Below are 26,382 nucleotides of genomic sequence, written 5' to 3'. Positions count from 1 at the left end.
CACGAGTATTGTCTTTCACTTTTTTTATTTTAAACCAGGGAAAAACTGTGGCAACTCACGCATTACAGGTTTTAATATGTTTTTGTCAATGTGACTAGGAAGGTAATAGTCAGGTGTATCTAACAAACGTTTAAGTTCATCGAGGGAAAACTCTCTCTTACCAATTGTCCGCCATTGTTTCAATAAACGATAGACGGTTTTGGCGTATGTAGAACGGATCAAGGTAAATTCTTCAAGTTCATAAGAGGTAAACTCAACATTCAAACGGTTTACCACATACTCAAACTCTTCTGTCACTTTCACTGTAGCAGTCATATCACTTAAATCGTTACTCCAGTCCACACGAAACCGACTAAACAGATTCATCAACTCCAAGGAATTGGAAGTACGCTCAATATAGTGAATTTGGCTAATTTTTTTAACCAAATTTTCCATTGTTTCCTCAAACCGTTTGTTATGAGTAAGAGAATAGTTGGATAGTTCAGTAAGCCCCTGCTTGTCAAACTGTATTTCTCGTGTGCTAACATCACGTAATTTAGCAATGATAGCAAAGAAAAAGTTCATTTCCTCACTCGTCCAATTCCGCATAGGAACCGTATTCAGATCATTATGATATTTAACAACTTCATTCGACATTTAAAAACCTCCTAAGGAAATTGTTTTTATAATACCAATGTCGGCTTATAAAAACAACTACTTGTTTTTATAAGCCGACATTTTGTTTTTATAAGCCGACATTTTGTTTTTATAAGCCGACATTTTGTTTTTATAAGCCGACATTTTGTTTTTATAACGGCCTTGTAACCCATGGGAGAGTAAGGCTGGACGATCTCCTAAACATATTATTAAACATTTATTTAAACATTATATAAACAAGTGCAAAAAAAAAGATGTCTTTGCGTCCTAAAAATCCGGTTGTTATTTTCATTAAAAGATAAAAAAAGGAGGCCTTGCTTTTGCAAGCCTCTCTATTCTAAAAAAAAGATCAAAAGATAAAATGAAACCTTGCTCCGCAAGCTAAAAAGCATTTTAAAAGATCAAAAGAAGTCGCTCCGCTCCGTTTGCAATGAAAAAAAAGTCCTAGGAGCTTTTTTGCTAAAAAGCACATCCATTCTTGTTTGAATGAAGTCACAAACGTTGTAAAAAGTTCACTTCGTTCGTGCAGGGCAAGCCCTACATACCCAAAAACCTTTTCGAAGCGATTTAAACCCTCTTTTAAGACGATTATAGGCCTTTTAAATGAATTATGGTGTATTTATATGGCTAAGAGATATGATCGACTAGACATACCTTAAATTGCTTTTTAAAGATAGCTATTTTATCGTCCTCTCTTCACTGAGTTTGATTGTTTCGGTTTTTGGTTCGCTTTAAGCTCTGTATTTCTTGATTTAAGGCTGTCTAAGGAGAAGCTAAGCTCTCTATTCAGTAACTTCTCTAAAAGGGCTTTAAGCGTGTCTAAAATCGATTCTAAGCGATTTAAAGGGATGGTTCCTGCTTCTTTGTTTTGTTCCAGCACAGAAATCCATTTTTTTGTTTTGTCTTCACTTTTTGGCAAGCGTCCATTTTCGACATTATCAATAACTAAACGTCCTTTTATTTCTAACGAACTGACATCTAACTCCCTACCCGTATCTTTCAACAGACTTTTATAAACGATTTTTTTACGATTGCTGTCGGTTAGTTCAAGGCTGACTGTATCAAGTTTATTCTCGTAGTCTGTGGCTTTTTCTTCAAATTGTTCTGCTCGTTGATCCGCTTGCTGAACGCGTTTTTTTAAGTCGTTGATTTCTTTGTTTGCTGCGACTGTTTTTTTATCGTCCTCAATTTTTAATTTGATTCCAGAAAGAGAGAGCGTCTTTAATTTTTCAAACTCGCTGTAAGGGAGCGTTACTTTATCGCCAAACAAGCTTTTTTTTGACGTTTTTTTTACTTGTTCGAACACTTTTTTGGGTTCACTAAAAAGTTCTAATTCTTTAGACAAGTCCTCTTTTTTCTCTTGAATTTGCTTGGCGTATTTTTTAATGTCTTTAACTGAATCTAAATCAAACGTTTCGCCATTTAAAATGCCCTCTTGATAGATTTCTGGCAATTCTTTTTTCAGAAACGTATCTAATTCTCCATGAAATTTTTGTAAATCATTTCGGTTTAACACTTCTTTAGCGGAGACTTTTTCACGTTGTTTTTTTTCGTCCCAAACGACCGGTATAAAAGCAAAATGCAAATGGGGAGTGGTTTCATCATTATGGACTTGGGCAGATAAAACATTTTTTTCTCCGCCGTAACGTTCGGTTAAAAAGGCATAGGTTTTTTCAAAAAATTCCCGTTGATCCTGTTCATTTTTTTCTTTCAGCGTTGACGGTAAAGTGACGATCCAACTGCAACCCACTTTTACGTCTTCTCGTTTCATGCAGTAAACCTCTTTTAATCGGTCATTCAGTCTAGAAAGAGTGTCGCCTTCTTTTTGACAGAGGTCATAATTCAGATAGGTTTTTTCTGGATCAATCTCTTTGTTAGAATGATTGTCAGTTTTACGGTCTAAGTGAATGGATAAGCCGTTGAGGTTTCCTCTTGTAAATTTTTGAACGTGAGCCATGAAATCCCTCCTCAATAAAGTACCCCCACTATAACATGAAGAACGAGCCAGTAAACAGCTGGTATAGCCTGTTATACCAAAATAAATTTTGGTCAGGCTCTGCGAGGCTAAAACCCTCTGTTCACGACGAACCTTTTCAGCCTAAAGGCGAAAAAAGGGACGGAGAGAACAGGTACGAAAAACGACGGCATTCCCGTCTTTTTTTTTTTCGTGCAAAAACAAAAAGTCCCCTTTGCCTTTTTTGGCAGGGGACTTTTCTTAAACCAATTAATCGACACTCACAATCAACAGTAGAAAATTAATCAAATCAATGTCTGTGAACTGTCTATTTTGGGTAGAATTAAAATCGACAATTATTTAATAGTTTTGCTTTTCCCAATGGAATCAATAATTAATCCAAAGATTCCTCCACTAATCACTCCAAAGATAATAGTTGAAACCCAATTGTCAAATGAAAAATAACCCACTAGTGTCATACTAACTATTGTTAGGAAAACAATATAATACTTATCTATAAAATTACCTTTTTTAATTTTTTGTCTATAGATGAAACCATTGTTTTATCCCCTCTCAATAATTGATCCAAAGAAATATTTAGCCTTCATCAGAAATTTTTAACAAAAGTTGAATGTCAGGGTAATTTCTTCCTACTTTCCCAATTTGAAGACAGCGGCCCTTGTCACATTTAATCGTTCAGCAAGTTCTTCCTGAGTAATATTCAATTCTGTTCTTCTTTTTTTATTTCCATGACTGATTTCCATTAACTATCTCCTTTAAACGAAGTTAATCATTTTTACTCCTTTTGTACAAGCGAGGGATTCTATCATCCTTATCAAAAGGACGATAGAATCGGTGTCATTGTTTTAAAAGCTACGTTTACAAACGTTATATTTTAAAATTTCAATAAATATTTTTTAGAATAATACATGAAATGACATAAAGTCATGTATGTAGAACCTTGTTAAACCAAGGTTCTTTTTTTGTTATTATACTTTAATCTTGCTGTTTGGTACGTAGGTAATAAAGATAAATATATGGTATAAAAACAACAATAAATAATACTCCTCCTACAATTAATCCGTTTATTGAATCAGATTTACTAGAAAACGGCACAAAAATTCCAACTGCAATAGAAATAAGTGCAATAATAACGATAGAGATACCGAGACTTCTTTTTGGAGATTTCTTAGGAGATTCATGAGCTACACTAATATCCATAGAGAATAATGTTAATGCAGTAGTTGAAACGATAAAAACAAACCATAACGGGCTTTCAAACATTGCTTCTGATCCTCTAGTAATCCAGTCATAGCCTAAGATACAAAAGATACCCAATGTTTGAATAATATATGCACTCCTGATATTCTTAAGATTTTTTAAAATTAAACGTTCATCTTTAATTTTTTTCATTTTGTATCAGTCCCTTTCCTTCCAGAATAGTTCGTCTAGTGTTTTATTAACGGCGTGGCATATATTAAGACATAGTTTTAGAGAGGGATTATATTTGCCTTTTTCAATTAAACTAATGGTTTGACGAGTGACATCCACTTTTTCAGCTAATTGTTGCTGCGTTAAACTAACTTGGACACGTGCAATTTTTATTCTATTATCCACGATTGCAATTGACCTCCTTTACCATCTCTTATAAAAATATTGTAACATATAAATAACATTATTCAATATATATGTTACAATATTCATAATATTAATTTATTACCTGAAAATATAAACTAATACATGAAATTAGATAAAATAGTGTATCCGTAACCTTTTCAAATAAGAGTTGTTTAAATACACGTTATAATTACAGTATTGCTTAAATTATATACAAACGTAGCTTAAAAATTTATACTCAGTATACACAGAAAGGAGCTGTTAAGATGAAATGGGTTAAAAGAATAGCCTTTACACTTATTTATCTTGTAGTAACTCTTTATATGATTTGGGAGACTACTATTCCTCCAGTTATAATTCTTTCATTTGTTGTAATTTTTAGTTCTTTTATTTCCAAGAACGGCGTGTTTGCAGAGTTAGAACAGTTTTTTAAAAAAGCTAGGTAATTATTCTTGAGATAAATTTTTATTCATCCATAAAACCACAAATACATTAAAATAAAACCTTCTGCACTTCTATTTAACAACAGATTATTCAATACACGAAATTGCATAAAATCGTGTATCCCGAATCCTATCCCCATAGGGTTCTTTTTTTATATCGCCCCTCAATACATGATTTCGTGGCATAATGAGTGTAATCAGGTGTCGTTTTTACTCTTTAATTAGACCGTATGCGGGCTAACCGCTCGTTCAATTCGTCCTGTTTTTCTTTGGAGAGCATGGTTTCCTTAGGTTGGATATAGTCTTCTTTTGCCCACTCAGGTAATTTTTCCTTACGAACAACTTTGCCTGAACTCATAGATTTCTTGTCGTATTTTCCGTCAATCCATTTTTCGGATTTTTCGGATTTCCATGTAAAAATGTAACTTTTGACGGGATTTCCACGAGTATTGTCTTTCACTTTTTTTATTTTTAAACCAGGGAAAAACTGTGGCAACTCACGCATTACAGGTTTTAATATGTTTTTGTCAATGTGACTAGGAAGGTAATAGTCAGGTGTATCTAACAAACGTTTAAGTTCATCGAGGGAAAACTCTCTCTTACCAATTGTCCGCCATTGTTTCAATAAACGATAGACGGTTTTGGCGTATGTAGAACGGATCAAGGTAAATTCTTCAAGTTCATAAGAGGTAAACTCAACATTCAAACGGTTTACCACATACTCAAACTCTTCTGTCACTTTCACTGTAGCAGTCATATCACTTAAATCGTTACTCCAGTCCACACGAAACCGACTAAACAGATTCATCAACTCCAAGGAATTGGAAGTACGCTCAATATAGTGAATTTGGCTAATTTTTTTAACCAAATTTTCCATTGTTTCCTCAAACCGTTTGTTATGAGTAAGAGAATAGTTGGATAGTTCAGTAAGCCCCTGCTTGTCAAACTGTATTTCTCGTGTGCTAACATCACGTAATTTAGCAATGATAGCAAAGAAAAAGTTCATTTCCTCACTCGTCCAATTCCGCATAGGAACCGTATTCAGATCATTATGATATTTAACAACTTCATTCGACATTTAAAAACCTCCTAAGGAAATTGTTTTTATAATACCAATGTCGGCTTATAAAAACAACTACTTGTTTTTATAAGCCGACATTTTGTTTTTATAAGCCGACATTTTGTTTTTATAAGCCGACATTTTGTTTTTATAAGCCGACATTTTGTTTTTATAACGGCCTTGTAACCCATGGGAGAGTAAGGCTGGACGATCTCCTAAACATATTATTAAACATTTATTTAAACATTATATAAACAAGTGCAAAAAAAAAGATGTCTTTGCGTCCTAAAAATCCGGTTGTTATTTTCGATTAAAAGATAAAAAAAGGAGGCCTTGCTTTTGCAAGCCTCTCTATTCTAAAAAAAAAGATCAAAAGATAAAATGAAACCTTGCTCCGCAAGCTAAAAAGCATTTTAAAAGATCAAAAGAAGTCGCTCCGCTCCGTTTGCAATGAAAAAAAAGTCCTAGGAGCTATTTTGCTAAAAAGCACATCCATTCTTGTTTGAATGAAGTCACAAACGTTGTAAAAAGTTCACTTCGTTCGTGCAGGGCAAGCCCTACATACCCAAAAACCTTTTCGAAGCGATTTAAACCCTCTTTTAAGACGATTATAGGCCTTTTAAATGAATTATGGTGTATTTATATGGCTAAGAGATATGATCGACTAGACATACCTTAAATTGCTTTTTAAAGATAGCTATTTTATCGTCCTCTCTTCACTGAGTTTGATTGTTTCGGTTTTTGGTTCGCTTTAAGCTCTGTATTTCTTGATTTAAGGCTGTCTAAGGAGAAGCTAAGCTCTCTATTCAGTAACTTCTCTAAAAGGGCTTTAAGCGTGTCTAAAATCGATTCTAAGCGATTTAAAGGGATGGTTCCTGCTTCTTTGTTTTGTTCCAGCACAGAAATCCATTTTTTTGTTTTGTCTTCACTTTTTGGCAAGCGTCCATTTTCGACATTATCAATAACTAAACGTCCTTTTATTTCTAACGAACTGACATCTAACTCCCTACCCGTATCTTTCAACAGACTTTTATAAACGATTTTTTTACGATTGCTGTCGGTTAGTTCAAGGCTGACTGTATCAAGTTTATTCTCGTAGTCTGTGGCTTTTTCTTCAAATTGTTCTGCTCGTTGATCCGCTTGCTGAACGCGTTTGTTTAAGTCGTTGATTTCTTTGTTTGCTGCGACTGTTTTTTTATCGTCCTCAATTTTTAATTTGATTCCAGAAAGAGAGAGCGTCTTTAATTTTTCAAACTCGCTGTAAGGGAGCGTTACTTTATCGCCAAACAAGCTTTTTTTTGACGTTTTTTTTACTTGTTCGAACACTTTTTTGGGTTCACTAAAAAGTTCTAATTCTTTAGACAAGTCCTCTTTTTTCTCTTGAATTTGCTTGGCGTATTTTTTAATGTCTTTAACTGAATCTAAATCAAACGTTTCGCCATTTAAAATGCCCTCTTGATAGATTTCTGGCAATTCTTTTTTCAGAAACGTATCTAATTCTCCATGAAATTTTTGTAAATCATTTCGGTTTAACACTTCTTTAGCGGAGACTTTTTCACGTTGTTTTTTTTCGTCCCAAACGACCGGTATAAAAGCAAAATGCAAATGGGGAGTGGTTTCATCATTATGGACTTGGGCAGATAAAACATTTTTTTCTCCGCCGTAACGTTCGGTTAAAAAGGCATAGGTTTTTTCAAAAAATTCCCGTTGATCCTGTTCATTTTTTTCTTTCAGCGTTGACGGTAAAGTGACGATCCAACTGCAACCCACTTTTACGTCTTCTCGTTTCATGCAGTAAACCTCTTTTAATCGGTCATTCAGTCTAGAAAGAGTGTCGCCTTCTTTTTGACAGAGGTCATAATTCAGATAGGTTTTTTCTGGATCAATCTCTTTGTTAGAATGATTGTCAGTTTTACGGTCTAAGTGAATGGATAAGCCGTTGAGGTTTCCTCTTGTAAATTTTTGAACGTGAGCCATGAAATCCCTCCTCAATAAAGTACCCCCACTATAACATGAAGAACGAGCCAGTAAACAGCTGGTATAGCCTGTTATACCAAAATAAATTTTGGTCAGGCTCTGCGAGGCTAAAACCCTCTGTTCACGACGAACCTTTTCAGCCTAAAGGCGAAAAAAGGGACGGAGAGAACAGGTACGAAAAACGACGGCATTCCCGTCTTTTTTTTTTCGTGCAAAAACAAAAAGTCCCCTTTGCCTTTTTTGGCAGGGGACTTTTCTTAAACCAATTAATCGACACTCACAATCAACAGTAGAAAATTAATCAAATCAATGTCTGTGAACTGTCTATTTTGGGTAGAATTAAAATCGACAATTATTTAATAGTTTTGCTTTTCCCAATGGAATCAATAATTAATCCAAAGATTCCTCCACTAATCACTCCAAAGATAATAGTTGAAACCCAATTGTCAAATGAAAAATAACCCACTAGTGTCATACTAACTATTGTTAGGAAAACAATATAATACTTATCTATAAAATTACCTTTTTTAATTTTTTTGTCTATAGATGAAACCATTGTTTTATCCCCTCTCAATAATTGATCCAAAGAAATATTTAGCTCATCAGAAATTTTTAACAAAAGTTGAATGTCAGGGTAATTTCTTCCTACTTCCCAATTTGAGACAGCGGCCCTTGTCACATTTAATCGTTCAGCAAGTTCTTCCTGAGTAATATTCAATTCTGTTCTTCTTTTTTTTATTTCATGACTGATTTCCATTAACTATCTCCTTTAAACGAAGTTAATCATTTTTACTCCTTTTGTACAAGCGAGGGATTCTATCATCCTTATCAAAAGGACGATAGAATCGGTGTCATTGTTTTAAAAGCTACGTTTACAAACGTTATATTTTAAAATTTCAATAAATATTTTTTAGAATAATACATGAAATGACATAAAGTCATGTATGTAGAACCTTGTTAAACCAAGGTTCTTTTTTTGTTATTATACTTTAATCTTGCTGTTTGGTACGTAGGTAATAAAGATAAATATATGGTATAAAAACAACAATAAATAATACTCCTCCTACAATTAATCCGTTTATTGAATCAGATTTACTAGAAAACGGCACAAAAATTCCAACTGCAATAGAAATAAGTGCAATAATAACGATAGAGATACCGAGACTTCTTTTTGGAGATTTCTTAGGAGATTCATGAGCTACACTAATATCCATAGAGAATAATGTTAATGCAGTAGTTGAAACGATAAAAACAAACCATAACGGGCTTTCAAACATTGCTTCTGATCCTCTAGTAATCCAGTCATAGCCTAAGATACAAAAGATACCCAATGTTTGAATAATATATGCACTCCTGATATTCTTAAGATTTTTTAAAATTAAACGTTCATCTTTAATTTTTTTCATTTTGTATCAGTCCCTTTCCTTCCAGAATAGTTCGTCTAGTGTTTTATTAACGGCGTGGCATATATTAAGACATAGTTTTAGAGAGGGATTATATTTGCCTTTTTCAATTAAACTAATGGTTTGACGAGTGACATCCACTTTTTCAGCTAATTGTTGCTGCGTTAAACTAACTTGGACACGTGCAATTTTTATTCTATTATCCACGATTGCAATTGACCTCCTTTACCATCTCTTATAAAAATATTGTAACATATAAATAACATTATTCAATATATATGTTACAATATTCATAATATTAATTTATTACCTGAAAATATAAACTAATACATGAAATTAGATAAAATAGTGTATCCGTAACCTTTTCAAATAAGAGTTGTTTAAATACACGTTATAATTACAGTATTGCTTAAATTATATACAAACGTAGCTTAAAAATTTATACTCAGTATACACAGAAAGGAGCTGTTAAGATGAAATGGGTTAAAAGAATAGCCTTTACACTTATTTATCTTGTAGTAACTCTTTATATGATTTGGGAGACTACTATTCCTCCAGTTATAATTCTTTCATTTGTTGTAATTTTTAGTTCTTTTATTTCCAAGAACGGCGTGTTTGCAGAGTTAGAACAGTTTTTTAAAAAAGCTAGGTAATTATTCTTGAGATAAATTTTTATTCATCCATAAAACCACAAATACATTAAAATAAAACCTTCTGCACTTCTATTTAACAACAGATTATTCAATACACGAAATTGCATAAAATCGTGTATCCCGAATCCTATCCCCATAGGGTTCTTTTTTTATATCGCCCCTCAATACATGATTTCGTGGCATAATGAGTGTAATCAGGTGTCGTTTTTACTCTTTAATTAGACCGTATGCGGGCTAACCGCTCGTTCAATTCGTCCTGTTTTTCTTTGGAGAGCATGGTTTCCTTAGGTTGGATATAGTCTTCTTTTGCCCACTCAGGTAATTTTTCCTTACGAACAACTTTGCCTGAACTCATAGATTTCTTGTCGTATTTTCCGTCAATCCATTTTTCGGATTTTTCGGATTTCCATGTAAAAATGTAACTTTTGACGGGATTTCCACGAGTATTGTCTTTCACTTTTTTTATTTTTAAACCAGGGAAAAACTGTGGCAACTCACGCATTACAGGTTTTAATATGTTTTTGTCAATGTGACTAGGAAGGTAATAGTCAGGTGTATCTAACAAACGTTTAAGTTCATCGAGGGAAAACTCTCTCTTACCAATTGTCCGCCATTGTTTCAATAAACGATAGACGGTTTTGGCGTATGTAGAACGGATCAAGGTAAATTCTTCAAGTTCATAAGAGGTAAACTCAACATTCAAACGGTTTACCACATACTCAAACTCTTCTGTCACTTTCACTGTAGCAGTCATATCACTTAAATCGTTACTCCAGTCCACACGAAACCGACTAAACAGATTCATCAACTCCAAGGAATTGGAAGTACGCTCAATATAGTGAATTTGGCTAATTTTTTTAACCAAATTTTCCATTGTTTCCTCAAACCGTTTGTTATGAGTAAGAGAATAGTTGGATAGTTCAGTAAGCCCCTGCTTGTCAAACTGTATTTCTCGTGTGCTAACATCACGTAATTTAGCAATGATAGCAAAGAAAAAGTTCATTTCCTCACTCGTCCAATTCCGCATAGGAACCGTATTCAGATCATTATGATATTTAACAACTTCATTCGACATTTAAAAACCTCCTAAGGAAATTGTTTTTATAATACCAATGTCGGCTTATAAAAACAACTACTTGTTTTTATAAGCCGACATTTTGTTTTTATAAGCCGACATTTTGTTTTTATAAGCCGACATTTTGTTTTTATAAGCCGACATTTTGTTTTTATAACGGCCTTGTAACCCATGGGAGAGTAAGGCTGGACGATCTCCTAAACATATTATTAAACATTTATTTAAACATTATATAAACAAGTGCAAAAAAAAAGATGTCTTTGCGTCCTAAAAATCCGGTTGTTATTTTCGATTAAAAGATAAAAAAAGGAGGCCTTGCTTTTGCAAGCCTCTCTATTCTAAAAAAAAAGATCAAAAGATAAAATGAAACCTTGCTCCGCAAGCTAAAAAGCATTTTAAAAGATCAAAAGAAGTCGCTCCGCTCCGTTTGCAATGAAAAAAAAGTCCTAGGAGCTATTTTGCTAAAAAGCACATCCATTCTTGTTTGAATGAAGTCACAAACGTTGTAAAAAGTTCACTTCGTTCGTGCAGGGCAAGCCCTACATACCCAAAAACCTTTTCGAAGCGATTTAAACCCTCTTTTAAGACGATTATAGGCCTTTTAAATGAATTATGGTGTATTTATATGGCTAAGAGATATGATCGACTAGACATACCTTAAATTGCTTTTTAAAGATAGCTATTTTATCGTCCTCTCTTCACTGAGTTTGATTGTTTCGGTTTTTGGTTCGCTTTAAGCTCTGTATTTCTTGATTTAAGGCTGTCTAAGGAGAAGCTAAGCTCTCTATTCAGTAACTTCTCTAAAAGGGCTTTAAGCGTGTCTAAAATCGATTCTAAGCGATTTAAAGGGATGGTTCCTGCTTCTTTGTTTTGTTCCAGCACAGAAATCCATTTTTTTGTTTTGTCTTCACTTTTTGGCAAGCGTCCATTTTCGACATTATCAATAACTAAACGTCCTTTTATTTCTAACGAACTGACATCTAACTCCCTACCCGTATCTTTCAACAGACTTTTATAAACGATTTTTTTACGATTGCTGTCGGTTAGTTCAAGGCTGACTGTATCAAGTTTATTCTCGTAGTCTGTGGCTTTTTCTTCAAATTGTTCTGCTCGTTGATCCGCTTGCTGAACGCGTTTGTTTAAGTCGTTGATTTCTTTGTTTGCTGCGACTGTTTTTTTATCGTCCTCAATTTTTAATTTGATTCCAGAAAGAGAGAGCGTCTTTAATTTTTCAAACTCGCTGTAAGGGAGCGTTACTTTATCGCCAAACAAGCTTTTTTTTGACGTTTTTTTTACTTGTTCGAACACTTTTTTGGGTTCACTAAAAAGTTCTAATTCTTTAGACAAGTCCTCTTTTTCTCTTGAATTTGCTTGGCGTATTTTTTAATGTCTTTAACTGAATCTAAATCAAACGTTTCGCCATTTAAAATGCCCTCTTGATAGATTTCTGGCAATTCTTTTTTTCAGAAACGTATCTAATTCTCCATGAAATTTTTGTAAATCATTTCGGTTTAACACTTCTTTAGCGGAGACTTTTCACGTTGTTTTTTTTCGTCCCAAACGACCGGTATAAAAGCAAAATGCAAATGGGGAGTGGTTTCATCATTATGGACTTGGGCAGATAAAACATTTTTTTCTCCGCCGTAACGTTCGGTTAAAAAGGCATAGGTTTTTTCAAAAATTCCCGTTGATCCTGTTCATTTTTTTCTTTCAGCGTTGACGGTAAAGTGACGATCCAACTGCAACCCACTTTTACGTCTTCTCGTTTCATGCAGTAAACCTCTTTTAATCGGTCATTCAGTCTAGAAAGAGTGTCGCCTTCTTTTTGACCAGAGGTCATAATTCAGATAGGTTTTTTCTGGATCAATCTCTTTGTTAGAATGATTGTCAGTTTTACGGTCTAAGTGAATGGATAAGCCGTTGAGGTTTCCTCTTGTAAATTTTTGAACGTGAGCCATGAAATCCCTCCTCAATAAAGTACCCCCACTATAACATGAAGAACGAGCCAGTAAACAGCTGGTATAGCCTGTTATACCAAAATAAATTTTGGTCAGGCTCTGCGAGGCTAAAACCCTCTGTTCACGACGAACCTTTTCAGCCTAAAGGCGAAAAAAGGGACGGAGAGAACAGGTACGAAAAACGACGGCATTCCCGTCTTTTTTTTTTTCGTGCAAAAACAAAAAGTCCCCTTTGCCTTTTTTGGCAGGGGACTTTTCTTAAACCAATTAATCGACACTCACAATCAACAGTAGAAATTAATCAAATCAATGTCTGTGAACTGTCTATTTTGGGTAGAATTAAAATCGACAATTATTTAATAGTTTTGCTTTTCCCAATGGAATCAATAATTAATCCAAAGATTCCTCCACTAATCAACTCCAAAGATAATAGTTGAAACCCAATTGTCAAATGAAAAATAACCCACTAGTGTCATACTAACTATTGTTAGGAAAACAATATAATACTTATCTATAAAATTACCTTTTTTAATTTTTTTGTCTATAGATGAAACCATTGTTTATCCCCTCTCAATAATTGATCCAAAGAAATATTTAGCTCATCAGAATTTTTAACAAAAGTTGAATGTCAGGGTAATTTCTTCCTACTTCCCAATTTGAGACAGCGGCCTTGTCACATTTAATCGTTCAGCAAGTTCTTCCTGAGTAATATTCAATTCTGTTCTTCTTTTTTTTATTTCATGACTGATTTCCATTAACTATCTCCTTTAAACGAAGTTAATCATTTTTACTCCTTTTGTACAAGGCAGAGGATTCTATCATCCTTATCAAAAGGACGATAGAATCGGTGTCATTGTTTTAAAAGCTACGTTTACAAACGTTATATTTTAAAATTTCAATAAATATTTTTTAGAATAATACATGAAATGACATAAAGTCATGTATGTAGAACCTTGTTAAACCAAGGTTCTTTTTTTGTTATTATACTTTAATCTTGCTGTTTGGTACGTAGGTAATAAAGATAAATATATGGTATAAAAACAACAATAAATAATACTCCTCCTACAATTAATCCGTTTATTGAATCAGATTTACTAGAAAACGGCACAAAAATTCCAACTGCAATAGAAATAAGTGCAATAATAACGATAGAGATACCGAGACTTCTTTTTGGAGATTTCTTAGGAGATTCATGAGCTACACTAATATCCATAGAGAATAATGTTAATGCAGTAGTTGAAACGATAAAAACAAACCATAACGGGCTTTCAAACATTGCTTCTGATCCTCTAGTAATCCAGTCATAGCCTAAGATACAAAAGATACCCAATGTTTGAATAATATATGCACTCCTGATATTCTTAAGATTTTTTAAAATTAAACGTTCATCTTTAATTTTTTTCATTTTGTATCAGTCCCTTTCCTTCCAGAATAGTTCGTCTAGTGTTTTATTAACGGCGTGGCATATATTAAGACATAGTTTTAGAGAGGGATTATATTTGCCTTTTTCAATTAAACTAATGGTTTGACGAGTGACATCCACTTTTTCAGCTAATTGTTGCTGCGTTAAACTAACTTGGACACGTGCAATTTTTATTCTATTATCCACGATTGCAATTGACCTCCTTTACCATCTCTTATAAAAATATTGTAACATATAAATAACATTATTCAATATATATGTTACAATATTCATAATATTAATTTATTACCTGAAAATATAAACTAATACATGAAATTAGATAAAATAGTGTATCCGTAACCTTTTCAAATAAGAGTTGTTTAAATACACGTTATAATTACAGTATTGCTTAAATTATATACAAACGTAGCTTAAAAATTTATACTCAGTATACACAGAAAGGAGCTGTTAAGATGAAATGGGTTAAAAGAATAGCCTTTACACTTATTTATCTTGTAGTAACTCTTTATATGATTTGGGAGACTACTATTCCTCCAGTTATAATTCTTTCATTTGTTGTAATTTTTAGTTCTTTTATTTCCAAGAACGGCGTGTTTGCAGAGTTAGAACAGTTTTTTAAAAAAGCTAGGTAATTATTCTTGAGATAAATTTTTATTCATCCATAAAACCACAAATACATTAAAATAAAACCTTCTGCACTTCTATTTAACAACAGATTATTCAATACACGAAATTGCATAAAATCGTGTATCCCGAATCCTATCCCCATAGGGTTCTTTTTTTATATCGCCCCTCAATACATGATTTCGTGGCATAATGAGTGTAATCAGGTGTCGTTTTTACTCTTTAATTAGACCGTATGCGGGCTAACCGCTCGTTCAATTCGTCCTGTTTTTCTTTGGAGAGCATGGTTTCCTTAGGTTGGATATAGTCTTCTTTTGCCCACTCAGGTAATTTTTCCTTACGAACAACTTTGCCTGAACTCATAGATTTCTTGTCGTATTTTCCGTCAATCCATTTTTCGGATTTTTCGGATTTCCATGTAAAAATGTAACTTTTGACGGGATTTCCACGAGTATTGTCTTTCACTTTTTTTATTTTTAAACCAGGGAAAAACTGTGGCAACTCACGCATTACAGGTTTTAATATGTTTTTGTCAATGTGACTAGGAAGGTAATAGTCAGGTGTATCTAACAAACGTTTAAGTTCATCGAGGGAAAACTCTCTCTTACCAATTGTCCGCCATTGTTTCAATAAACGATAGACGGTTTTGGCGTATGTAGAACGGATCAAGGTAAATTCTTCAAGTTCATAAGAGGTAAACTCAACATTCAAACGGTTTACCACATACTCAAACTCTTCTGTCACTTTCACTGTAGCAGTCATATCACTTAAATCGTTACTCCAGTCCACACGAAACCGACTAAACAGATTCATCAACTCCAAGGAATTGGAAGTACGCTCCAATATAGTGAATTTGGCTAATTTTTTTAACCAAATTTTCCATTGTTTCCTCAAACCGTTTGTTATGAGTAAGAGAATAGTTGGATAGTTCAGTAAGCCCCTGCTTGTCAAACTGTATTTCTCGTGTGCTAACATCACGTAATTTAGCAATGATAGCAAAGAAAAAAGTTCATTTCCTCACTCGTCCAATTCCGCATAGGAACCGTATTCAGATCATTATGATATTTAACAACTTCATTCGACATTTAAAAACCTCCTAAGGAAATTGTTTTTATAATACCAATGTCGGCTTATAAAAACAACTACTTGTTTTTATAAGCCGACATTTTGTTTTTATAAGCCGACATTTTGTTTTTATAAGCCGACATTTTGTTTTTATAAGCCGACATTTTGTTTTTATAACGGCCTTGTAACCCATGGGAGAGTAAGGCTGGACGATCTCCTAAACATATTATTAAACATTTATTTAAACATTATATAAACAAGTGCAAAAAAAAAGATGTCTTTGCGTCCTAAAAATCCGGTTGTTATTTTCGATTAAAAGATAAAAAAAGGAGGCCTTGCTTTTGCAAGCTCTCTATTCTAAAAAAAAAGATCAAAAGATAAAATGAAACCTTGCTCCGCAAGCTAAAAAGCATTTTAAAAGATCAAAAGAAGTCGCTCCGCTCCGTTTGCAATGAAAAAAAAGTCCTAGGAGCTATTTTGCTAAAAAGCACATCCATTCTTGTTTGAATGAAGTCACAAACGTTGTAAAAAGTTCACTTCGTTCGTGCAGGGCAAGCCTACATACCCAAAAACCTTTTCGAAGCGATTTAAACCCTCTTTTAAGACGATTATAGGCCTTTTAAATGAATTATGGTGTATTTATATGGCTAAGAGATATGATCGACTAGACATACCTTAAATTGCTTTTTAAAGATAGCTATTTTATCGTCCTCTCTTCACTGAGTTTGATTGTTTCGGTTTTTGGTTCGCTTTAAGCTCTGTATTTCTTGATTTAAGGCTGTCTAAGGAGAAGCTAAGCTCTCTATTCAGTAACTTCTCTAAAAGGGCTTTAAGCGTGTCTAAAATCGATTCTAAGCGATTTAAAGGGATGGTTCCTGCTTCTTTGTTTTGTTCCAGCACAGAAATCCATTTTTTTGTTTTGTCTTCACTTTTTGGCAAGCGTCCATTTTCGACATTATCAATAACTAAACGTCCTTTTATTTCTAACGAACTGACATCTAACTCCCTACCCGTATCTTTCAACAGACTTTTATAAACGATTTTTTTACGATTGCTGTCGGTTAGTTCAAGGCTGACTGTATCAAGTTTATTCTCGTAGTCTGTGGCTTTTTCTTCAAATTGTTCTGCTCGTTGATCCGCTTGCTGAACGCGTTTGTTTAAGTCGTTGATTTCTTTGTTTGCTGCGACTGTTTTTTTATCGTCCTCAATTTTTAATTTGATTCCAGAAAGAGAGAGCGTCTTTAATTTTTCAAACTCGCTGTAAGGGAGCGTTACTTTATCGCCAAACAAGCTTTTTTTTGACGTTTTTTTTACTTGTTCGAACACTTTTTTGGGTTCACTAAAAAGTTCTAATTCTTTAGACAAGTCCTCTTTTTTTCTCTTGAATTTGCTTGGCGTATTTTTTAATGTCTTTAACTGAATCTAAATCAAACGTTTCGCCATTTAAAATGCCCTCTTGATAGATTTCTGGCAATTCTTTTTTCAGAAACGTATCTAATTCTCCATGAAATTTTTGTAAATCATTTCGGTTTAACACTTCTTTAGCGGAGACTTTTTCACGTTGTTTTTTTTTTCGTCCCAAACGACCGGTATAAAAGCAAAATGCAAATGGGGAGTGGTTTCATCATTATGGACTTGGGCAGATAAAACATTTTTTTCTCCGCCGTAACGTTCGGTTAAAAAGGCATAGGTTTTTTCAAAAAATTCCCGTTGATCCTGTTCATTTTTTTCTTTCAGCGTTGACGGTAAAGTGACGATCCAACTGCAACCCACTTTTACGTCTTCTCGTTTCATGCAGTAAACCTCTTTTAATCGGTCATTCAGTCTAGAAGAGTGTCGCCTTCTTTTTGACAGAGGTCATAATTCAGATAGGTTTTTTTCTGGATCAATCTCTTTGTTAGAATGATTGTCAGTTTTACGGTCTAAGTGAATGGATAAGCCGTTGAGGTTTCCTCTTGTAAATTTTTGAACGTGAGCCATGAAATCCCTCCTCAATAAAGTACCCCCACTATAACATGAAGAACGAGCCAGTAAACAGCTGGTATAGCCTGTTATACCAAAATAAATTTTGGTCAGGCTCTGCGAGGCTAAAACCCTCTGTTCACGACGAACCTTTTCAGCCTAAAGGCGAAAAAAAGGGACGGAGAGAACAGGTACGAAAAACGACGGCATTCCCGTCTTTTTTTTTTCGTGCAAAAACAAAAAGTCCCCTTTGCCTTTTTTGGCAGGGGACTTTTCTTAAACCAATTAATCGACACTCACAATCAACAGTAGAAAATTAATCAAATCAATGTCTGTGAACTGTCTATTTTGGGTAGAATTAAAATCGACAATTATTTAATAGTTTTGCTTTTCCCAATGGAATCAATAATTAATCCAAAGATTCCTCCACTAATCACTCCAAAGATAATAGTTGAAACCCAATTGTCAAATGAAAAATAACCCACTAGTGTCATACTAACTATTGTTAGGAAAACAATATAATACTTATCTATAAAATTACTTTTTTAATTTTTTTTGTCTATAGATGAAACCATTGTTTTATCCCCTCTCAATAATTGATCCAAAGAAATATTTAGCTCATCAGAAATTTTTAACAAAAGTTGAATGTCAGGGTAATTTCTTCCTACTTCCCAATTTGAGACAGCGGCCCTTGTCACATTTAATCGTTCAGCAAGTTCTTCCTGAGTAATATTCAATTCTGTTCTTCTTTTTTTTATTTCATGACTGATTTCCATTAACTATCTCTTTAAACGAAGTTAATCATTTTTACTCCTTTTGTACAAGCGAGGGGATTCTATCATCCTTATCAAAAGGACGATAGAATCGGTGTCATTGTTTTAAAAGCTACGTTTACAAACGTTATATTTTAAAATTTCAATAAATATTTTTTAGAATAATACATGAAATGACATAAAGTCATGTATGTAGAACCTTGTTAACCAAGGTTCTTTTTTTGTTATTATACTTTAATCTTGCTGTTTGGTACGTAGGGTAATAAAGATAAATATATGGTATAAAAACAACAATAAATAATACTCCTCCTACAATTAATCCGTTTATTGAATCAGATTTACTAGAAAACGGCACAAAAATTCCAACTGCAATAGAATAAGTGCAATAATAACGATAGAGATACCGAGACTTCTTTTTGGAGATTTCTTTAGGAGATTCATGAGCTACACTAATATCCATAGAGAATAATGTTAATGCAGTAGTTGAAACGATAAAAACAAACCATAACGGCTTTCAAACATTGCTTCTGATCCTCTAGTAATCCAGTCATAGCCTAAGATACAAAAGATACCAATGTTTGAATAATATATGCACTCCTGATATTCTTAAGATTTTTTAAAATTAAACGTTCATCTTTAATTTTTTTCATTTTGTATCAGTCCCTTTCCTTCCAGAATAGTTCGTCTAGTGTTTTATTAACGGCGTGGCATATATTAAGACATAGTTTTAGAGAGGGATTATATTTGCCTTTTTCAATTAAACTAATGGTTTGACGAGTGACATCCACTTTTTCAGCTAATTGTTGCTGCGTTAAACTAACTTGGACACGTGCAATTTTTATTCTATTATCCACGATTGCAATTGACCTCCTTTACCATCTCTTATAAAAATATTGTAACATATAAATAACATTATTCAATATATATGTTACAATATTCATAATATTAATTTATTACCTGAAAATATAAACTAATACATGAAATTAGATAAAATAGTGTATCCGTAACCTTTTCAAATAAGAGTTGTTTAAATACACGTTATAATTACAGTATTGCTTAAATTATATACAAACGTAGCTTAAAAATTTATACTCAGTATACACAGAAAGGAGCTGTTAAGATGAAATGGGTTAAAAGAATAGCCTTTACACTTATTTATCTTGTAGTAACTCTTTATATGATTTGGGAGACTACTATTCCTCCAGTTATAATTCTTTCATTTGTTGTAATTTTTAGTTCTTTTATTTCCAAGAACGGCGTGTTTGCAGAGTTAGAACAGTTTTTTAAAAAAGCTAGGTAATTATTCTTGAGATAAATTTTTATTCATCCATAAAACCACAAATACATTAAAATAAAACCTTCTGCACTTCTATTTAACAACAGATTATTCAATACACGAAATTGCATAAAATCGTGTATCCCGAATCCTATCCCCATAGGGTTCTTTTTTTATATCGCCCCTCAATACATGATTTCGTGGCATAATGAGTGTAATCAGGTGTCGTTTTTACTCTTTAATTAGACCGTATGCGGGCTAACCGCTCGTTCAATTCGTCCTGTTTTTCTTTGGAGAGCATGGTTTCCTTAGGTTGGATATAGTCTTCTTTTGCCCACTCAGGTAATTTTTCCTTACGAACAACTTTGCCTGAACTCATAGATTTCTTGTCGTATTTTCCGTCAATCCATTTTTCGGATTTTTCGGATTTCCATGTAAAAATGTAACTTTTGACGGGATTTCCACGAGTATTGTCTTTCACTTTTTTTATTTTTAAACCAGGGAAAAACTGTGGCAACTCACGCATTACAGGTTTTAATATGTTTTTGTCAATGTGACTAGGAAGGTAATAGTCAGGTGTATCTAACAAACGTTTAAGTTCATCGAGGGAAAACTCTTCTCTTACCAATTGTCCGCCATTGTTTCAATAACGATAGACGGTTTTGGCGTATGTAGAACGGATCAAGGTAAATTCTTCAAGTTCATAAGAGGTAAACTCAACATTCAAACGGTTTACCACATACTCAAACTCTTCTGTCACTTTCACTGTAGCAGTCATATCACTTAAATCGTTACTCCAGTCCACACGAAACCGACTAAACAGATTCATCAACTCCAAGGAATTGGAAGTACGCTCAATATAGTGAATTTGGCTAATTTTTTTAACCAAATTTTCCATTGTTTCCTCAAACCGTTTGTTATGAGTAAGAGAATAGTTGGATAGTTCAGTAAGCCCCTGCTTGTCAAACTGTATTTCTCGTGTGCTAACATCACGTAATTTAGCAATGATAGCAAAGAAAAAGTTCATTTCCTCACTCGTCCAATTCCGCATAGGAACCGTATTCAGATCATTATGATATTTAACAACTTCATTCGACATTTAAAAACCTCCTAAGGAAATTGTTTTTATAATACCAATGTCGGCTTATAAAAACAACTACTTGTTTTTATAAGCCGACATTTTGTTTTTATAAGCCGACATTTTGTTTTTATAAGCCGACATTTTGTTTTTATAAGCCGACATTTTGTTTTTATAACGGCCTTGTAACCCATGGGAGAGTAAGGCTGGACGATCTCCTAAACATATTATTAAACATTTATTTAAACATTATATAAACAAGTGCAAAAAAAAAGATGTCTTTGCGTCCTAAAAATCCGGTTGTTATTTTCGATTAAAAGATAAAAAAAGGAGGCCTTGCTTTTGCAAGCCTCTCTATTCTAAAAAAAAAATCAAAAGATAAAATGAAACCTTGCTCCGCAAGCTAAAAAGCATTTTAAAAGATCAAAAGAAGTCGCTCCGCTCCGTTTGCAATGAAAAAAAAGTCCTAGGAGCTATTTTGCTAAAAAGCACATCCATTCTTGTTTGAATGAAGTCACAAACGTTGTAAAAAGTTCACTTCGTTCGTGCAGGGCAAGCCCTACATACCCAAAAACCTTTTCGAAGCGATTTAAACCCTCTTTTAAGACGATTATAGGCCTTTTAAATGAATTATGGTGTATTTATATGGCTAAGAGATATGATCGACTAGACATACCTTAAATTGCTTTTTAAAGATAGCTATTTTATCGTCCTCTCTTCACTGAGTTTGATTGTTTCGGTTTTTGGTTCGCTTTAAGCTCTGTATTTCTTGATTTAAGGCTGTCTAAGGAGAAGCTAAGCTCTCTATTCAGTAACTTCTCTAAAAGGGCTTTAAGCGTGTCTAAAATCGATTCTAAGCGATTTAAAGGGATGGTTCCTGCTTCTTTGTTTTGTTCCAGCACAGAAATCCATTTTTTTGTTTTGTCTTCACTTTTTGGCAAGCGTCCATTTTCGACATTATCAATAACTAAACGTCCTTTTATTTCTAACGAACTGACATCTAACTCCCTACCCGTATCTTTCAACAGACTTTTATAAACGATTTTTTTACGATTGCTGTCGGTTAGTTCAAGGCTGACTGTATCAAGTTTATTCTCGTAGTCTGTGGCTTTTTCTTCAAATTGTTCTGCTCGTTGATCCGCTTGCTGAACGCGTTTGTTTAAGTCGTTGATTTCTTTGTTTGCTGCGACTGTTTTTTTATCGTCCTCAATTTTTAATTTGATTCCAGAAAGAGAGAGCGTCTTTAATTTTTCAAACTCGCTGTAAGGGAGCGTTACTTTATCGCCAAACAAGCTTTTTTTTGACGTTTTTTTTACTTGTTCGAACACTTTTTTGGGTTCACTAAAAAGTTCTAATTCTTTAGACAAGTCCTCTTTTTTCTCTTGAATTTGCTTGGCGTATTTTTTAATGTCTTTAACTGAATCTAAATCAAACGTTTCGCCATTTAAAATGCCCTCTTGATAGATTTCTGGCAATTCTTTTTTCAGAAACGTATCTAATTCTCCATGAAATTTTTGTAAATCATTTCGGTTTAACACTTCTTTAGCGGAGACTTTTTCACGTTGTTTTTTTTGTCGTCCAACGACCGGTATAAAAGCAAAATGCAAATGGGGAGTGGTTTCATCATTATGGACTTGGGCAGATAAAACATTTTTTTCTCCGCCGTAACGTTCGGTTAAAAAGGCATAGGTTTTTTCAAAAAATTCCCGTTGATCCTGTTCATTTTTTTCTTTCAGCGTTGACGGTAAAGTGACGATCCAACTGCAACCCACTTTTACGTCTTCTCGTTTCATGCAGTAAACCTCTTTTAATCGGTCATTCAGTCTAGAAAGAGTGTCGCCTTCTTTTTGACAGAGGTCATAATTCAGATAGGTTTTTTCTGGATCAATCTCTTTGTTAGAATGATTGTCAGTTTTACGGTCTAAGTGAATGGATAAGCCGTTGAGGTTTCCTCTTGTAAATTTTTGAACGTGAGCCATGAAATCCCTCCTCAATAAAGTACCCCCACTATAACATGAAGAACGAGCCAGTAAACAGCTGGTATAGCCTGTTATACCAAAAAAATTTTGGTCAGGCTCTGCGAGGCTAAAACCCTCTGTTCACGACGAACCTTTTCAGCCTAAAGGCGAAAAAAGGGACGGAGAGAACAGGTACGAAAAACGACGGCATTCCCGTCTTTTTTTTTTCGTGCAAAAACAAAAAGTCCCCTTTGCCTTTTTTGGCAGGGGACTTTTCTTAAACCAATTAATCGACACTCACAATCAACAGTAGAAAATTAATCAAATCAATGTCTGTGAACTGTCTATTTTGGGTAGAATTAAAATCGACAATTATTTAATAGTTTTGCTTTTCCCAATGGAATCAATAATTAATCCAAAGATTCCTCCACTAATCACTCCAAAGATAATAGTTGAAACCCAATTGTCAAATGAAAAATAACCCACTAGTGTCATACTAACTATTGTTAGGAAAACAATATAATACTTATCTATAAAATTACCTTTTTTAATTTTTTTGTCTATAGATGAACCATTGTTTTATCCCCTCTCAATAATTGATCCAAGAAATATTTAGCTCATCAGAAATTTTTAACAAAAGTTGAATGTCAGGGTAATTTCTTCCTACTTCCCAATTTGAGACAGCGGCCCTTGTCACATTTAATCGTTCAGCAAGTTCTTCCTGAGTAATATTCAATTCTGTTCTTCTTTTTTTTTATTTCATGACTGATTTCCATTAACTATCTCCTTTAAACGAAGTTAATCATTTTTACTCCTTTTGTACAAGCGAGGGATTCTATCATCCTTATCAAAAGACGATAGAATCGGTGTCATTGGTTTTAAAAGCTACGTTTACAAACGTTATATTTTTAAAATTTCAATAATATTTTTTAGAATAATACATGAAATGACATAAAGTCATGTATGTAGAACCTTGTTAAACCAAGGTTCTTTTTTTGTTATTATACTTTAATCTTGCTGTTTGGTACGTAGGTAATAAAGATAAATATATGGTATAAAAACAACAATAAATAATACTCCTCCTACAATTAATCCGTTTATTGAATCAGATTTACTAGAAAACGGCACAAAAATTCCAACTGCAATAGAAATAAGTGCAATAATAACGATAGAGATACCGAGACTTCTTTTTGGAGATTTCTTAGGAGATTCATGAGCTACACTAATATCCATAGAGAATAATGTTAATGCAGTAGTTGAAACGATAAAACAAAACCATAACGGGCTTTCAAACATTGCTTCTGATCCTCTAGTAATCCAGTCATAGCCTAAGATACAAAAGATACCCAATGTTTGAATAATATATGCACTCCTGATATTCTTAAGATTTTTTAAAATTAAACGTTCATCTTTAATTTTTTTATTTTGTATCAGTCCCTTTCCTTCCAGAATAGTTCGTCTAGTGTTTTATTAACGGCGTGGCATATATTAAGACATAGTTTTAGAGAGGGATTATATTTGCCTTTTTCAATTAAACTAATGGTTTGACGAGTGACATCCACTTTTTCAGCTAATTGTTGCTGCGTTAAACTAACTTGGACACGTGCAATTTTTATTCTATTATCCACGATTGCAATTGACCTCCTTTACCATCTCTTATAAAAATATTGTAACATATAAATAACATTATTCAATATATATGTTACAATATTCATAATATTAATTTATTACCTGAAAATATAAACTAATACATGAAATTAGATAAAATAGTGTATCCGTAACCTTTTCAAATAAGAGTTGTTTAAATACACGTTATAATTACAGTATTGCTTAAATTATATACAAACGTAGCTTAAAAATTTATACTCAGTATACACAGAAAGGAGCTGTTAAGATGAAATGGGTTAAAAGAATAGCCTTTACACTTATTTATCTTGTAGTAACTCTTTATATGATTTGGGAGACTACTATTCCTCCAGTTATAATTCTTTCATTTGTTGTAATTTTTAGTTCTTTTATTTCCAAGAACGGCGTGTTTGCAGAGTTAGAACAGTTTTTTAAAAAAGCTAGGTAATTATTCTTGAGATAAATTTTTATTCATCCATAAAACCACAAATACATTAAAATAAAACCTTCTGCACTTCATATTTAACAACAGATTATTCAATACACGAAATTGCATAAAATCGTGTATCCCGAATCCTATCCCCATTAGGGTTTTCTTTTTTATATATCGCCCCTCAATACATGATTTCGATGGCATAATGAGTGTAATCAGGTGTCGTTTTTACTCTTTAATTAGACCGTATGCGGGCTAACCGCTCGTTCAATTCGTCCTGTTTTTCTTTGGAGAGCATGGTTTCCTTAGGTTGGATATAGTCTTCTTTTGCCCACTCAGGTAATTTTTTCCTTACGAACAACTTTGCCTGAACTCATAGATTTCTTGTCGTATTTTCCGTCAATCCATTTTTCGGATTTTTCGGATTTCCATGTAAAAATGTAACTTTTGACGGGATTTCCACGAGTATTGTCTTTCACTTTTTTTATTTTTAAACCAGGGAAAAACTGTGGCAACTCACGCATTACAGGTTTTAATATGTTTTTGTCAATGTGACTAGGAAGGTAATAGTCAGGTGTATCTAACAAACGTTTAAGTTCATCGAGGGAAAACTCTCTCTTACCAATTGTCCGCCATTGTTTCAATAAACGATAGACGGTTTTTGGCGTATGTAGAACGGATCAAGGTAAATTCTTCAAGTTCATAAGAGGTAAACTCAACATTCAAACGGTTTACCACATACTCAAACTCTTCTGTCACTTTCACTGTAGCAGTCATATCACTTAAATCGTTACTCCAGTCCACACGAAACCGACTAAACAGATTCATCAACTCCAAGGAATTGGAAGTACGCTCAATATATATGAATTTGGCTAATTTTTTTAACCAAATTTTCCATTGTTTCCTCAAACCGTTTGTTATGAGTAAGAGAATAGTTGGATAGTTCAGTAAGCCCCTGCTTGTCAAACTGTATTTCTCGTGTGCTAACATCACGTAATTTAGCAATGATAGCAAAGAAAAAGCTTCATTTCCTCACTCGTCCAATTCCGCATTAGGAACCAGTATTCAGATCATTATGATATTTAACAACTTCATTCGACATTTAAAAACGCTCCTAAGGAAATTGTTTTTATAATACCAATGTCGGCTTATAAAAACAACATACTTGTTTTTATAAGCCGACATTTTGTTTTTATAAGCCGACATTTTGTTTTTATAAGCCGACATTTTGTTTTTATAAGCCGACATTTTGTTTTTATAACGGCCTTGTAACCCATGGGAGAGTAAGGCTGGACGATCTCCTAAACATATTATTAAACATTTATTTAAACATTATATAAACAAGTGCAAAAAAAAAGATGTCTTTGCGTCCTAAAAATCCGGTTGTT

35 protein-coding genes and 2 pseudogenes are annotated in these 26,382 nt (G+C 33.5%); 5 read left to right on the top strand and 32 right to left on the bottom strand.

The features are described from left to right. Positions 1-24 precede the first annotated feature (24 nt). The 5 genes from BR87_RS12510 to BR87_RS12495 all read right to left on the bottom strand — a co-directional run bounded on the left by BR87_RS12510 (position 25) and on the right by BR87_RS12495 (position 4,207). The gene (locus BR87_RS12510) at positions 25-636 is read right to left on the bottom strand and encodes a replication initiation protein (RefSeq protein WP_035033572.1); all 612 of its coding nucleotides are present in this window, start codon (positions 634-636) and stop codon (positions 25-27) included. Between the two features lie 682 nt (positions 637-1,318). Further along, entirely contained in the window at positions 1,319-2,593 is a 1,275-nt protein-coding gene (mobV, locus tag BR87_RS12505) for a MobV family relaxase (RefSeq protein WP_035033565.1), read from the bottom strand. A 647-nt stretch (positions 2,594-3,240) separates the two neighbouring features. Continuing rightward, positions 3,241-3,354, bottom strand: coding sequence for a helix-turn-helix domain-containing protein (locus tag BR87_RS12965; RefSeq protein WP_084683653.1), 114 nt, complete (start codon positions 3,352-3,354; stop codon positions 3,241-3,243). 232 nt (positions 3,355-3,586) lie between these two features. Beyond that, positions 3,587-4,003 carry a membrane protein gene (locus BR87_RS12500; protein WP_035033562.1) on the bottom strand — a complete coding sequence of 139 codons (417 nt, stop codon included), beginning with the start codon at positions 4,001-4,003 and terminating at the stop codon, positions 3,587-3,589. Between the two features lie 6 nt (positions 4,004-4,009). After that, a complete protein-coding gene (locus tag BR87_RS12495; RefSeq protein WP_035033557.1) occupies positions 4,010-4,207 on the bottom strand; it encodes a helix-turn-helix transcriptional regulator in 198 nt (65 codons plus the stop codon). 266 nt (positions 4,208-4,473) lie between these two features. Here BR87_RS12495 and BR87_RS12490 point away from each other — a divergent pair, with 266 nt between their 5' ends. Next, complete coding sequence (locus tag BR87_RS12490) at positions 4,474-4,653, top strand: hypothetical protein (protein WP_035033555.1); 180 nt, start codon at positions 4,474-4,476, stop codon at positions 4,651-4,653. A gap of 214 nt (positions 4,654-4,867) precedes the next feature. Here BR87_RS12490 and BR87_RS12485 read toward each other — a convergent pair whose 3' ends face one another. The 5 genes from BR87_RS12485 to BR87_RS12465 form a co-directional block, all read right to left on the bottom strand. Next, a complete protein-coding gene (locus BR87_RS12485; protein WP_084683652.1) occupies positions 4,868-5,728 on the bottom strand; it encodes a replication initiation protein in 861 nt (286 codons plus the stop codon). Positions 5,729-6,412: 684 nt separating this feature from the next. After that, complete coding sequence (mobV, locus tag BR87_RS12480; protein ID WP_035033563.1) at positions 6,413-7,687, bottom strand: MobV family relaxase; 1,275 nt, start codon at positions 7,685-7,687, stop codon at positions 6,413-6,415. A 352-nt stretch (positions 7,688-8,039) separates the two neighbouring features. Then, positions 8,040-8,444: a helix-turn-helix domain-containing protein gene (locus BR87_RS12475; protein WP_051929940.1), complete on the bottom strand. Its 405-nt coding sequence runs from the start codon at positions 8,442-8,444 to the stop codon at positions 8,040-8,042. A gap of 232 nt (positions 8,445-8,676) precedes the next feature. Further along, on the bottom strand, positions 8,677-9,093 hold the full coding sequence (locus BR87_RS12470; protein ID WP_035033562.1) for a membrane protein: 417 nt from the start codon (positions 9,091-9,093) through the stop codon (positions 8,677-8,679). Between the two features lie 6 nt (positions 9,094-9,099). Then, positions 9,100-9,297 (bottom strand): helix-turn-helix transcriptional regulator, encoded by a 198-nt coding sequence (locus BR87_RS12465; protein WP_035033557.1) that lies wholly within the window; start codon positions 9,295-9,297, stop codon positions 9,100-9,102. 266 nt (positions 9,298-9,563) lie between these two features. Here BR87_RS12465 and BR87_RS12460 point away from each other — a divergent pair, with 266 nt between their 5' ends. After that, entirely contained in the window at positions 9,564-9,743 is a 180-nt protein-coding gene (locus BR87_RS12460) for a hypothetical protein (RefSeq protein ID WP_035033555.1), read from the top strand. A gap of 214 nt (positions 9,744-9,957) precedes the next feature. Here the strand turns inward: BR87_RS12460 and BR87_RS12455 are convergent, their stop codons facing one another. The 6 genes and pseudogenes from BR87_RS12455 to BR87_RS12430 all read right to left on the bottom strand — a co-directional run bounded on the left by BR87_RS12455 (position 9,958) and on the right by BR87_RS12430 (position 14,385). Next, positions 9,958-10,818, bottom strand: a complete 861-nt coding sequence (locus BR87_RS12455) for a replication initiation protein (RefSeq protein WP_084683652.1) — start codon at positions 10,816-10,818, stop codon at positions 9,958-9,960. Positions 10,819-11,502: 684 nt separating this feature from the next. After that, a complete protein-coding gene (locus BR87_RS12960; RefSeq protein ID WP_051929938.1) occupies positions 11,503-12,165 on the bottom strand; it encodes a hypothetical protein in 663 nt (220 codons plus the stop codon). Positions 12,166-12,329: 164 nt separating this feature from the next. Beyond that, positions 12,330-12,776: pseudogene (locus tag BR87_RS13640) on the bottom strand (plasmid recombination protein). A gap of 644 nt (positions 12,777-13,420) precedes the next feature. Then, positions 13,421-13,531 (bottom strand): helix-turn-helix domain-containing protein, encoded by a 111-nt coding sequence (locus BR87_RS13445; RefSeq protein WP_084683651.1) that lies wholly within the window; start codon positions 13,529-13,531, stop codon positions 13,421-13,423. A gap of 233 nt (positions 13,532-13,764) precedes the next feature. After that, positions 13,765-14,181, bottom strand: a complete 417-nt coding sequence (locus BR87_RS12435) for a membrane protein (protein WP_035033562.1) — start codon at positions 14,179-14,181, stop codon at positions 13,765-13,767. Between the two features lie 6 nt (positions 14,182-14,187). Further along, entirely contained in the window at positions 14,188-14,385 is a 198-nt protein-coding gene (locus BR87_RS12430; RefSeq protein ID WP_035033557.1) for a helix-turn-helix transcriptional regulator, read from the bottom strand. 266 nt (positions 14,386-14,651) lie between these two features. On the opposite strand from BR87_RS12430, the gene BR87_RS12425 reads away from it, so the two are divergent. Then, positions 14,652-14,831, top strand: coding sequence for a hypothetical protein (locus BR87_RS12425; protein WP_035033555.1), 180 nt, complete (start codon positions 14,652-14,654; stop codon positions 14,829-14,831). Positions 14,832-15,045: 214 nt separating this feature from the next. Here the strand turns inward: BR87_RS12425 and BR87_RS12420 are convergent, their stop codons facing one another. The 8 genes from BR87_RS12420 to BR87_RS12395 form a co-directional block, all read right to left on the bottom strand. Next, positions 15,046-15,636: a replication initiation protein gene (locus BR87_RS12420; RefSeq protein ID WP_425304610.1), complete on the bottom strand. Its 591-nt coding sequence runs from the start codon at positions 15,634-15,636 to the stop codon at positions 15,046-15,048. Between the two features lie 170 nt (positions 15,637-15,806). Then, positions 15,807-15,908, bottom strand: coding sequence for a replication initiation protein (locus BR87_RS13440; RefSeq protein ID WP_244877091.1), 102 nt, complete (start codon positions 15,906-15,908; stop codon positions 15,807-15,809). A 682-nt stretch (positions 15,909-16,590) separates the two neighbouring features. After that, positions 16,591-17,253: a hypothetical protein gene (locus tag BR87_RS12760; RefSeq protein ID WP_051929938.1), complete on the bottom strand. Its 663-nt coding sequence runs from the start codon at positions 17,251-17,253 to the stop codon at positions 16,591-16,593. Further along, on the bottom strand, positions 17,246-17,425 hold the full coding sequence (locus tag BR87_RS13435; RefSeq protein ID WP_051929937.1) for a hypothetical protein: 180 nt from the start codon (positions 17,423-17,425) through the stop codon (positions 17,246-17,248). The genes BR87_RS12760 and BR87_RS13435 overlap by 8 nt, the downstream gene beginning before the upstream one ends. Further along, the gene (locus tag BR87_RS13430) at positions 17,419-17,742 is read right to left on the bottom strand and encodes a plasmid recombination protein (RefSeq protein ID WP_425304611.1); all 324 of its coding nucleotides are present in this window, start codon (positions 17,740-17,742) and stop codon (positions 17,419-17,421) included. Before BR87_RS13430 ends, BR87_RS13435 begins: the two co-directional genes overlap by 7 nt. A gap of 3 nt (positions 17,743-17,745) precedes the next feature. Next, on the bottom strand, positions 17,746-17,868 hold the full coding sequence (locus BR87_RS13425) for a plasmid recombination protein (RefSeq protein WP_244877089.1): 123 nt from the start codon (positions 17,866-17,868) through the stop codon (positions 17,746-17,748). A gap of 527 nt (positions 17,869-18,395) precedes the next feature. Beyond that, the gene (locus BR87_RS12400) at positions 18,396-18,626 is read right to left on the bottom strand and encodes a helix-turn-helix domain-containing protein (protein WP_035033561.1); all 231 of its coding nucleotides are present in this window, start codon (positions 18,624-18,626) and stop codon (positions 18,396-18,398) included. 653 nt (positions 18,627-19,279) lie between these two features. Beyond that, positions 19,280-19,477 (bottom strand): helix-turn-helix transcriptional regulator, encoded by a 198-nt coding sequence (locus tag BR87_RS12395; protein ID WP_035033557.1) that lies wholly within the window; start codon positions 19,475-19,477, stop codon positions 19,280-19,282. A 266-nt stretch (positions 19,478-19,743) separates the two neighbouring features. On the opposite strand from BR87_RS12395, the gene BR87_RS12390 reads away from it, so the two are divergent. Continuing rightward, complete coding sequence (locus tag BR87_RS12390) at positions 19,744-19,923, top strand: hypothetical protein (RefSeq protein WP_035033555.1); 180 nt, start codon at positions 19,744-19,746, stop codon at positions 19,921-19,923. A 214-nt stretch (positions 19,924-20,137) separates the two neighbouring features. Here the strand turns inward: BR87_RS12390 and BR87_RS13635 are convergent, their stop codons facing one another. The 6 genes and pseudogenes from BR87_RS13635 to BR87_RS12370 form a co-directional block, all read right to left on the bottom strand. After that, positions 20,138-20,527, bottom strand: coding sequence for a replication initiation protein (locus BR87_RS13635; protein WP_051929936.1), 390 nt, complete (start codon positions 20,525-20,527; stop codon positions 20,138-20,140). Between the two features lie 15 nt (positions 20,528-20,542). Continuing rightward, positions 20,543-20,998 (bottom strand): RepB family plasmid replication initiator protein, encoded by a 456-nt coding sequence (locus BR87_RS13630; RefSeq protein WP_051929935.1) that lies wholly within the window; start codon positions 20,996-20,998, stop codon positions 20,543-20,545. A 683-nt stretch (positions 20,999-21,681) separates the two neighbouring features. Then, positions 21,682-22,956 carry a MobV family relaxase gene (gene mobV / locus BR87_RS12380; RefSeq protein ID WP_035033560.1) on the bottom strand — a complete coding sequence of 425 codons (1,275 nt, stop codon included), beginning with the start codon at positions 22,954-22,956 and terminating at the stop codon, positions 21,682-21,684. Positions 22,957-23,524: 568 nt separating this feature from the next. Beyond that, a pseudogene (locus BR87_RS12935) lies at positions 23,525-23,677 on the bottom strand (helix-turn-helix transcriptional regulator); the annotation flags it as partial. 266 nt (positions 23,678-23,943) lie between these two features. Then, positions 23,944-24,231 (bottom strand): hypothetical protein, encoded by a 288-nt coding sequence (locus BR87_RS12375; protein ID WP_244877088.1) that lies wholly within the window; start codon positions 24,229-24,231, stop codon positions 23,944-23,946. 134 nt (positions 24,232-24,365) lie between these two features. Then, positions 24,366-24,563, bottom strand: coding sequence for a helix-turn-helix transcriptional regulator (locus tag BR87_RS12370; protein ID WP_035033557.1), 198 nt, complete (start codon positions 24,561-24,563; stop codon positions 24,366-24,368). A 266-nt stretch (positions 24,564-24,829) separates the two neighbouring features. On the opposite strand from BR87_RS12370, the gene BR87_RS12365 reads away from it, so the two are divergent. Beyond that, positions 24,830-25,009: a hypothetical protein gene (locus BR87_RS12365; protein WP_035033555.1), complete on the top strand. Its 180-nt coding sequence runs from the start codon at positions 24,830-24,832 to the stop codon at positions 25,007-25,009. Between the two features lie 320 nt (positions 25,010-25,329). On the opposite strand, the gene BR87_RS13595 is transcribed toward BR87_RS12365, so the two are convergent. Beyond that, complete coding sequence (locus tag BR87_RS13595; protein WP_156959152.1) at positions 25,330-25,638, bottom strand: replication initiation protein; 309 nt, start codon at positions 25,636-25,638, stop codon at positions 25,330-25,332. Beyond that, positions 25,613-25,984, bottom strand: a complete 372-nt coding sequence (locus BR87_RS13590) for a RepB family plasmid replication initiator protein (protein ID WP_280512286.1) — start codon at positions 25,982-25,984, stop codon at positions 25,613-25,615. The genes BR87_RS13595 and BR87_RS13590 overlap by 26 nt, the downstream gene beginning before the upstream one ends. Positions 25,985-26,382 lie beyond the last annotated feature (398 nt).

Source organism: Carnobacterium mobile DSM 4848 (assembly GCF_000744825.1).
Lineage (GTDB): Bacteria > Bacillota > Bacilli > Lactobacillales > Carnobacteriaceae > Carnobacterium_A > Carnobacterium_A mobile.
This window is presented reverse-complemented; position numbering and strand designations above follow the sequence as displayed.

Coding starts and splice junctions, on each gene's coding strand:
- BR87_RS12510 (WP_035033572.1), bottom strand. CDS start 636: ATGTCGAATGAAGTTGTTAAATATCATAATGATCTGAATACGGTTCCT.
- mobV (WP_035033565.1), bottom strand. CDS start 2,593: ATGGCTCACGTTCAAAAATTTACAAGAGGAAACCTCAACGGCTTATCC.
- BR87_RS12965 (WP_084683653.1), bottom strand. CDS start 3,354: ATGGAAATCAGTCATGGAAATAAAAAAAGAAGAACAGAATTGAATATT.
- BR87_RS12500 (WP_035033562.1), bottom strand. CDS start 4,003: ATGAAAAAAATTAAAGATGAACGTTTAATTTTAAAAAATCTTAAGAAT.
- BR87_RS12490 (WP_035033555.1), top strand. CDS start 4,474: ATGAAATGGGTTAAAAGAATAGCCTTTACACTTATTTATCTTGTAGTA.
- BR87_RS12485 (WP_084683652.1), bottom strand. CDS start 5,728: ATGTCGAATGAAGTTGTTAAATATCATAATGATCTGAATACGGTTCCT.
- mobV (WP_035033563.1), bottom strand. CDS start 7,687: ATGGCTCACGTTCAAAAATTTACAAGAGGAAACCTCAACGGCTTATCC.
- BR87_RS12475 (WP_051929940.1), bottom strand. CDS start 8,444: ATGGAAATCAGTCATGAAATAAAAAAAAGAAGAACAGAATTGAATATT.
- BR87_RS12470 (WP_035033562.1), bottom strand. CDS start 9,093: ATGAAAAAAATTAAAGATGAACGTTTAATTTTAAAAAATCTTAAGAAT.
- BR87_RS12460 (WP_035033555.1), top strand. CDS start 9,564: ATGAAATGGGTTAAAAGAATAGCCTTTACACTTATTTATCTTGTAGTA.
- BR87_RS12455 (WP_084683652.1), bottom strand. CDS start 10,818: ATGTCGAATGAAGTTGTTAAATATCATAATGATCTGAATACGGTTCCT.
- BR87_RS13445 (WP_084683651.1), bottom strand. CDS start 13,531: ATGGAAATCAGTCATGAAATAAAAAAAAGAAGAACAGAATTGAATATT.
- BR87_RS12435 (WP_035033562.1), bottom strand. CDS start 14,181: ATGAAAAAAATTAAAGATGAACGTTTAATTTTAAAAAATCTTAAGAAT.
- BR87_RS12425 (WP_035033555.1), top strand. CDS start 14,652: ATGAAATGGGTTAAAAGAATAGCCTTTACACTTATTTATCTTGTAGTA.
- BR87_RS12420 (WP_425304610.1), bottom strand. CDS start 15,636: ATGAATCTGTTTAGTCGGTTTCGTGTGGACTGGAGTAACGATTTAAGT.
- BR87_RS13440 (WP_244877091.1), bottom strand. CDS start 15,908: ATGTCGAATGAAGTTGTTAAATATCATAATGATCTGAATACGGTTCCT.
- BR87_RS13425 (WP_244877089.1), bottom strand. CDS start 17,868: ATGGCTCACGTTCAAAAATTTACAAGAGGAAACCTCAACGGCTTATCC.
- BR87_RS12400 (WP_035033561.1), bottom strand. CDS start 18,626: ATGGAAATCAGTCATGAAATAAAAAAAAGAAGAACAGAATTGAATATT.
- BR87_RS12390 (WP_035033555.1), top strand. CDS start 19,744: ATGAAATGGGTTAAAAGAATAGCCTTTACACTTATTTATCTTGTAGTA.
- BR87_RS13630 (WP_051929935.1), bottom strand. CDS start 20,998: ATGTCGAATGAAGTTGTTAAATATCATAATGATCTGAATACGGTTCCT.
- mobV (WP_035033560.1), bottom strand. CDS start 22,956: ATGGCTCACGTTCAAAAATTTACAAGAGGAAACCTCAACGGCTTATCC.
- BR87_RS12375 (WP_244877088.1), bottom strand. CDS start 24,231: ATGTTTGAAAGCCCGTTATGGTTTTGTTTTATCGTTTCAACTACTGCA.
- BR87_RS12365 (WP_035033555.1), top strand. CDS start 24,830: ATGAAATGGGTTAAAAGAATAGCCTTTACACTTATTTATCTTGTAGTA.
- BR87_RS13590 (WP_280512286.1), bottom strand. CDS start 25,984: ATGTTAGCACACGAGAAATACAGTTTGACAAGCAGGGGCTTACTGAAC.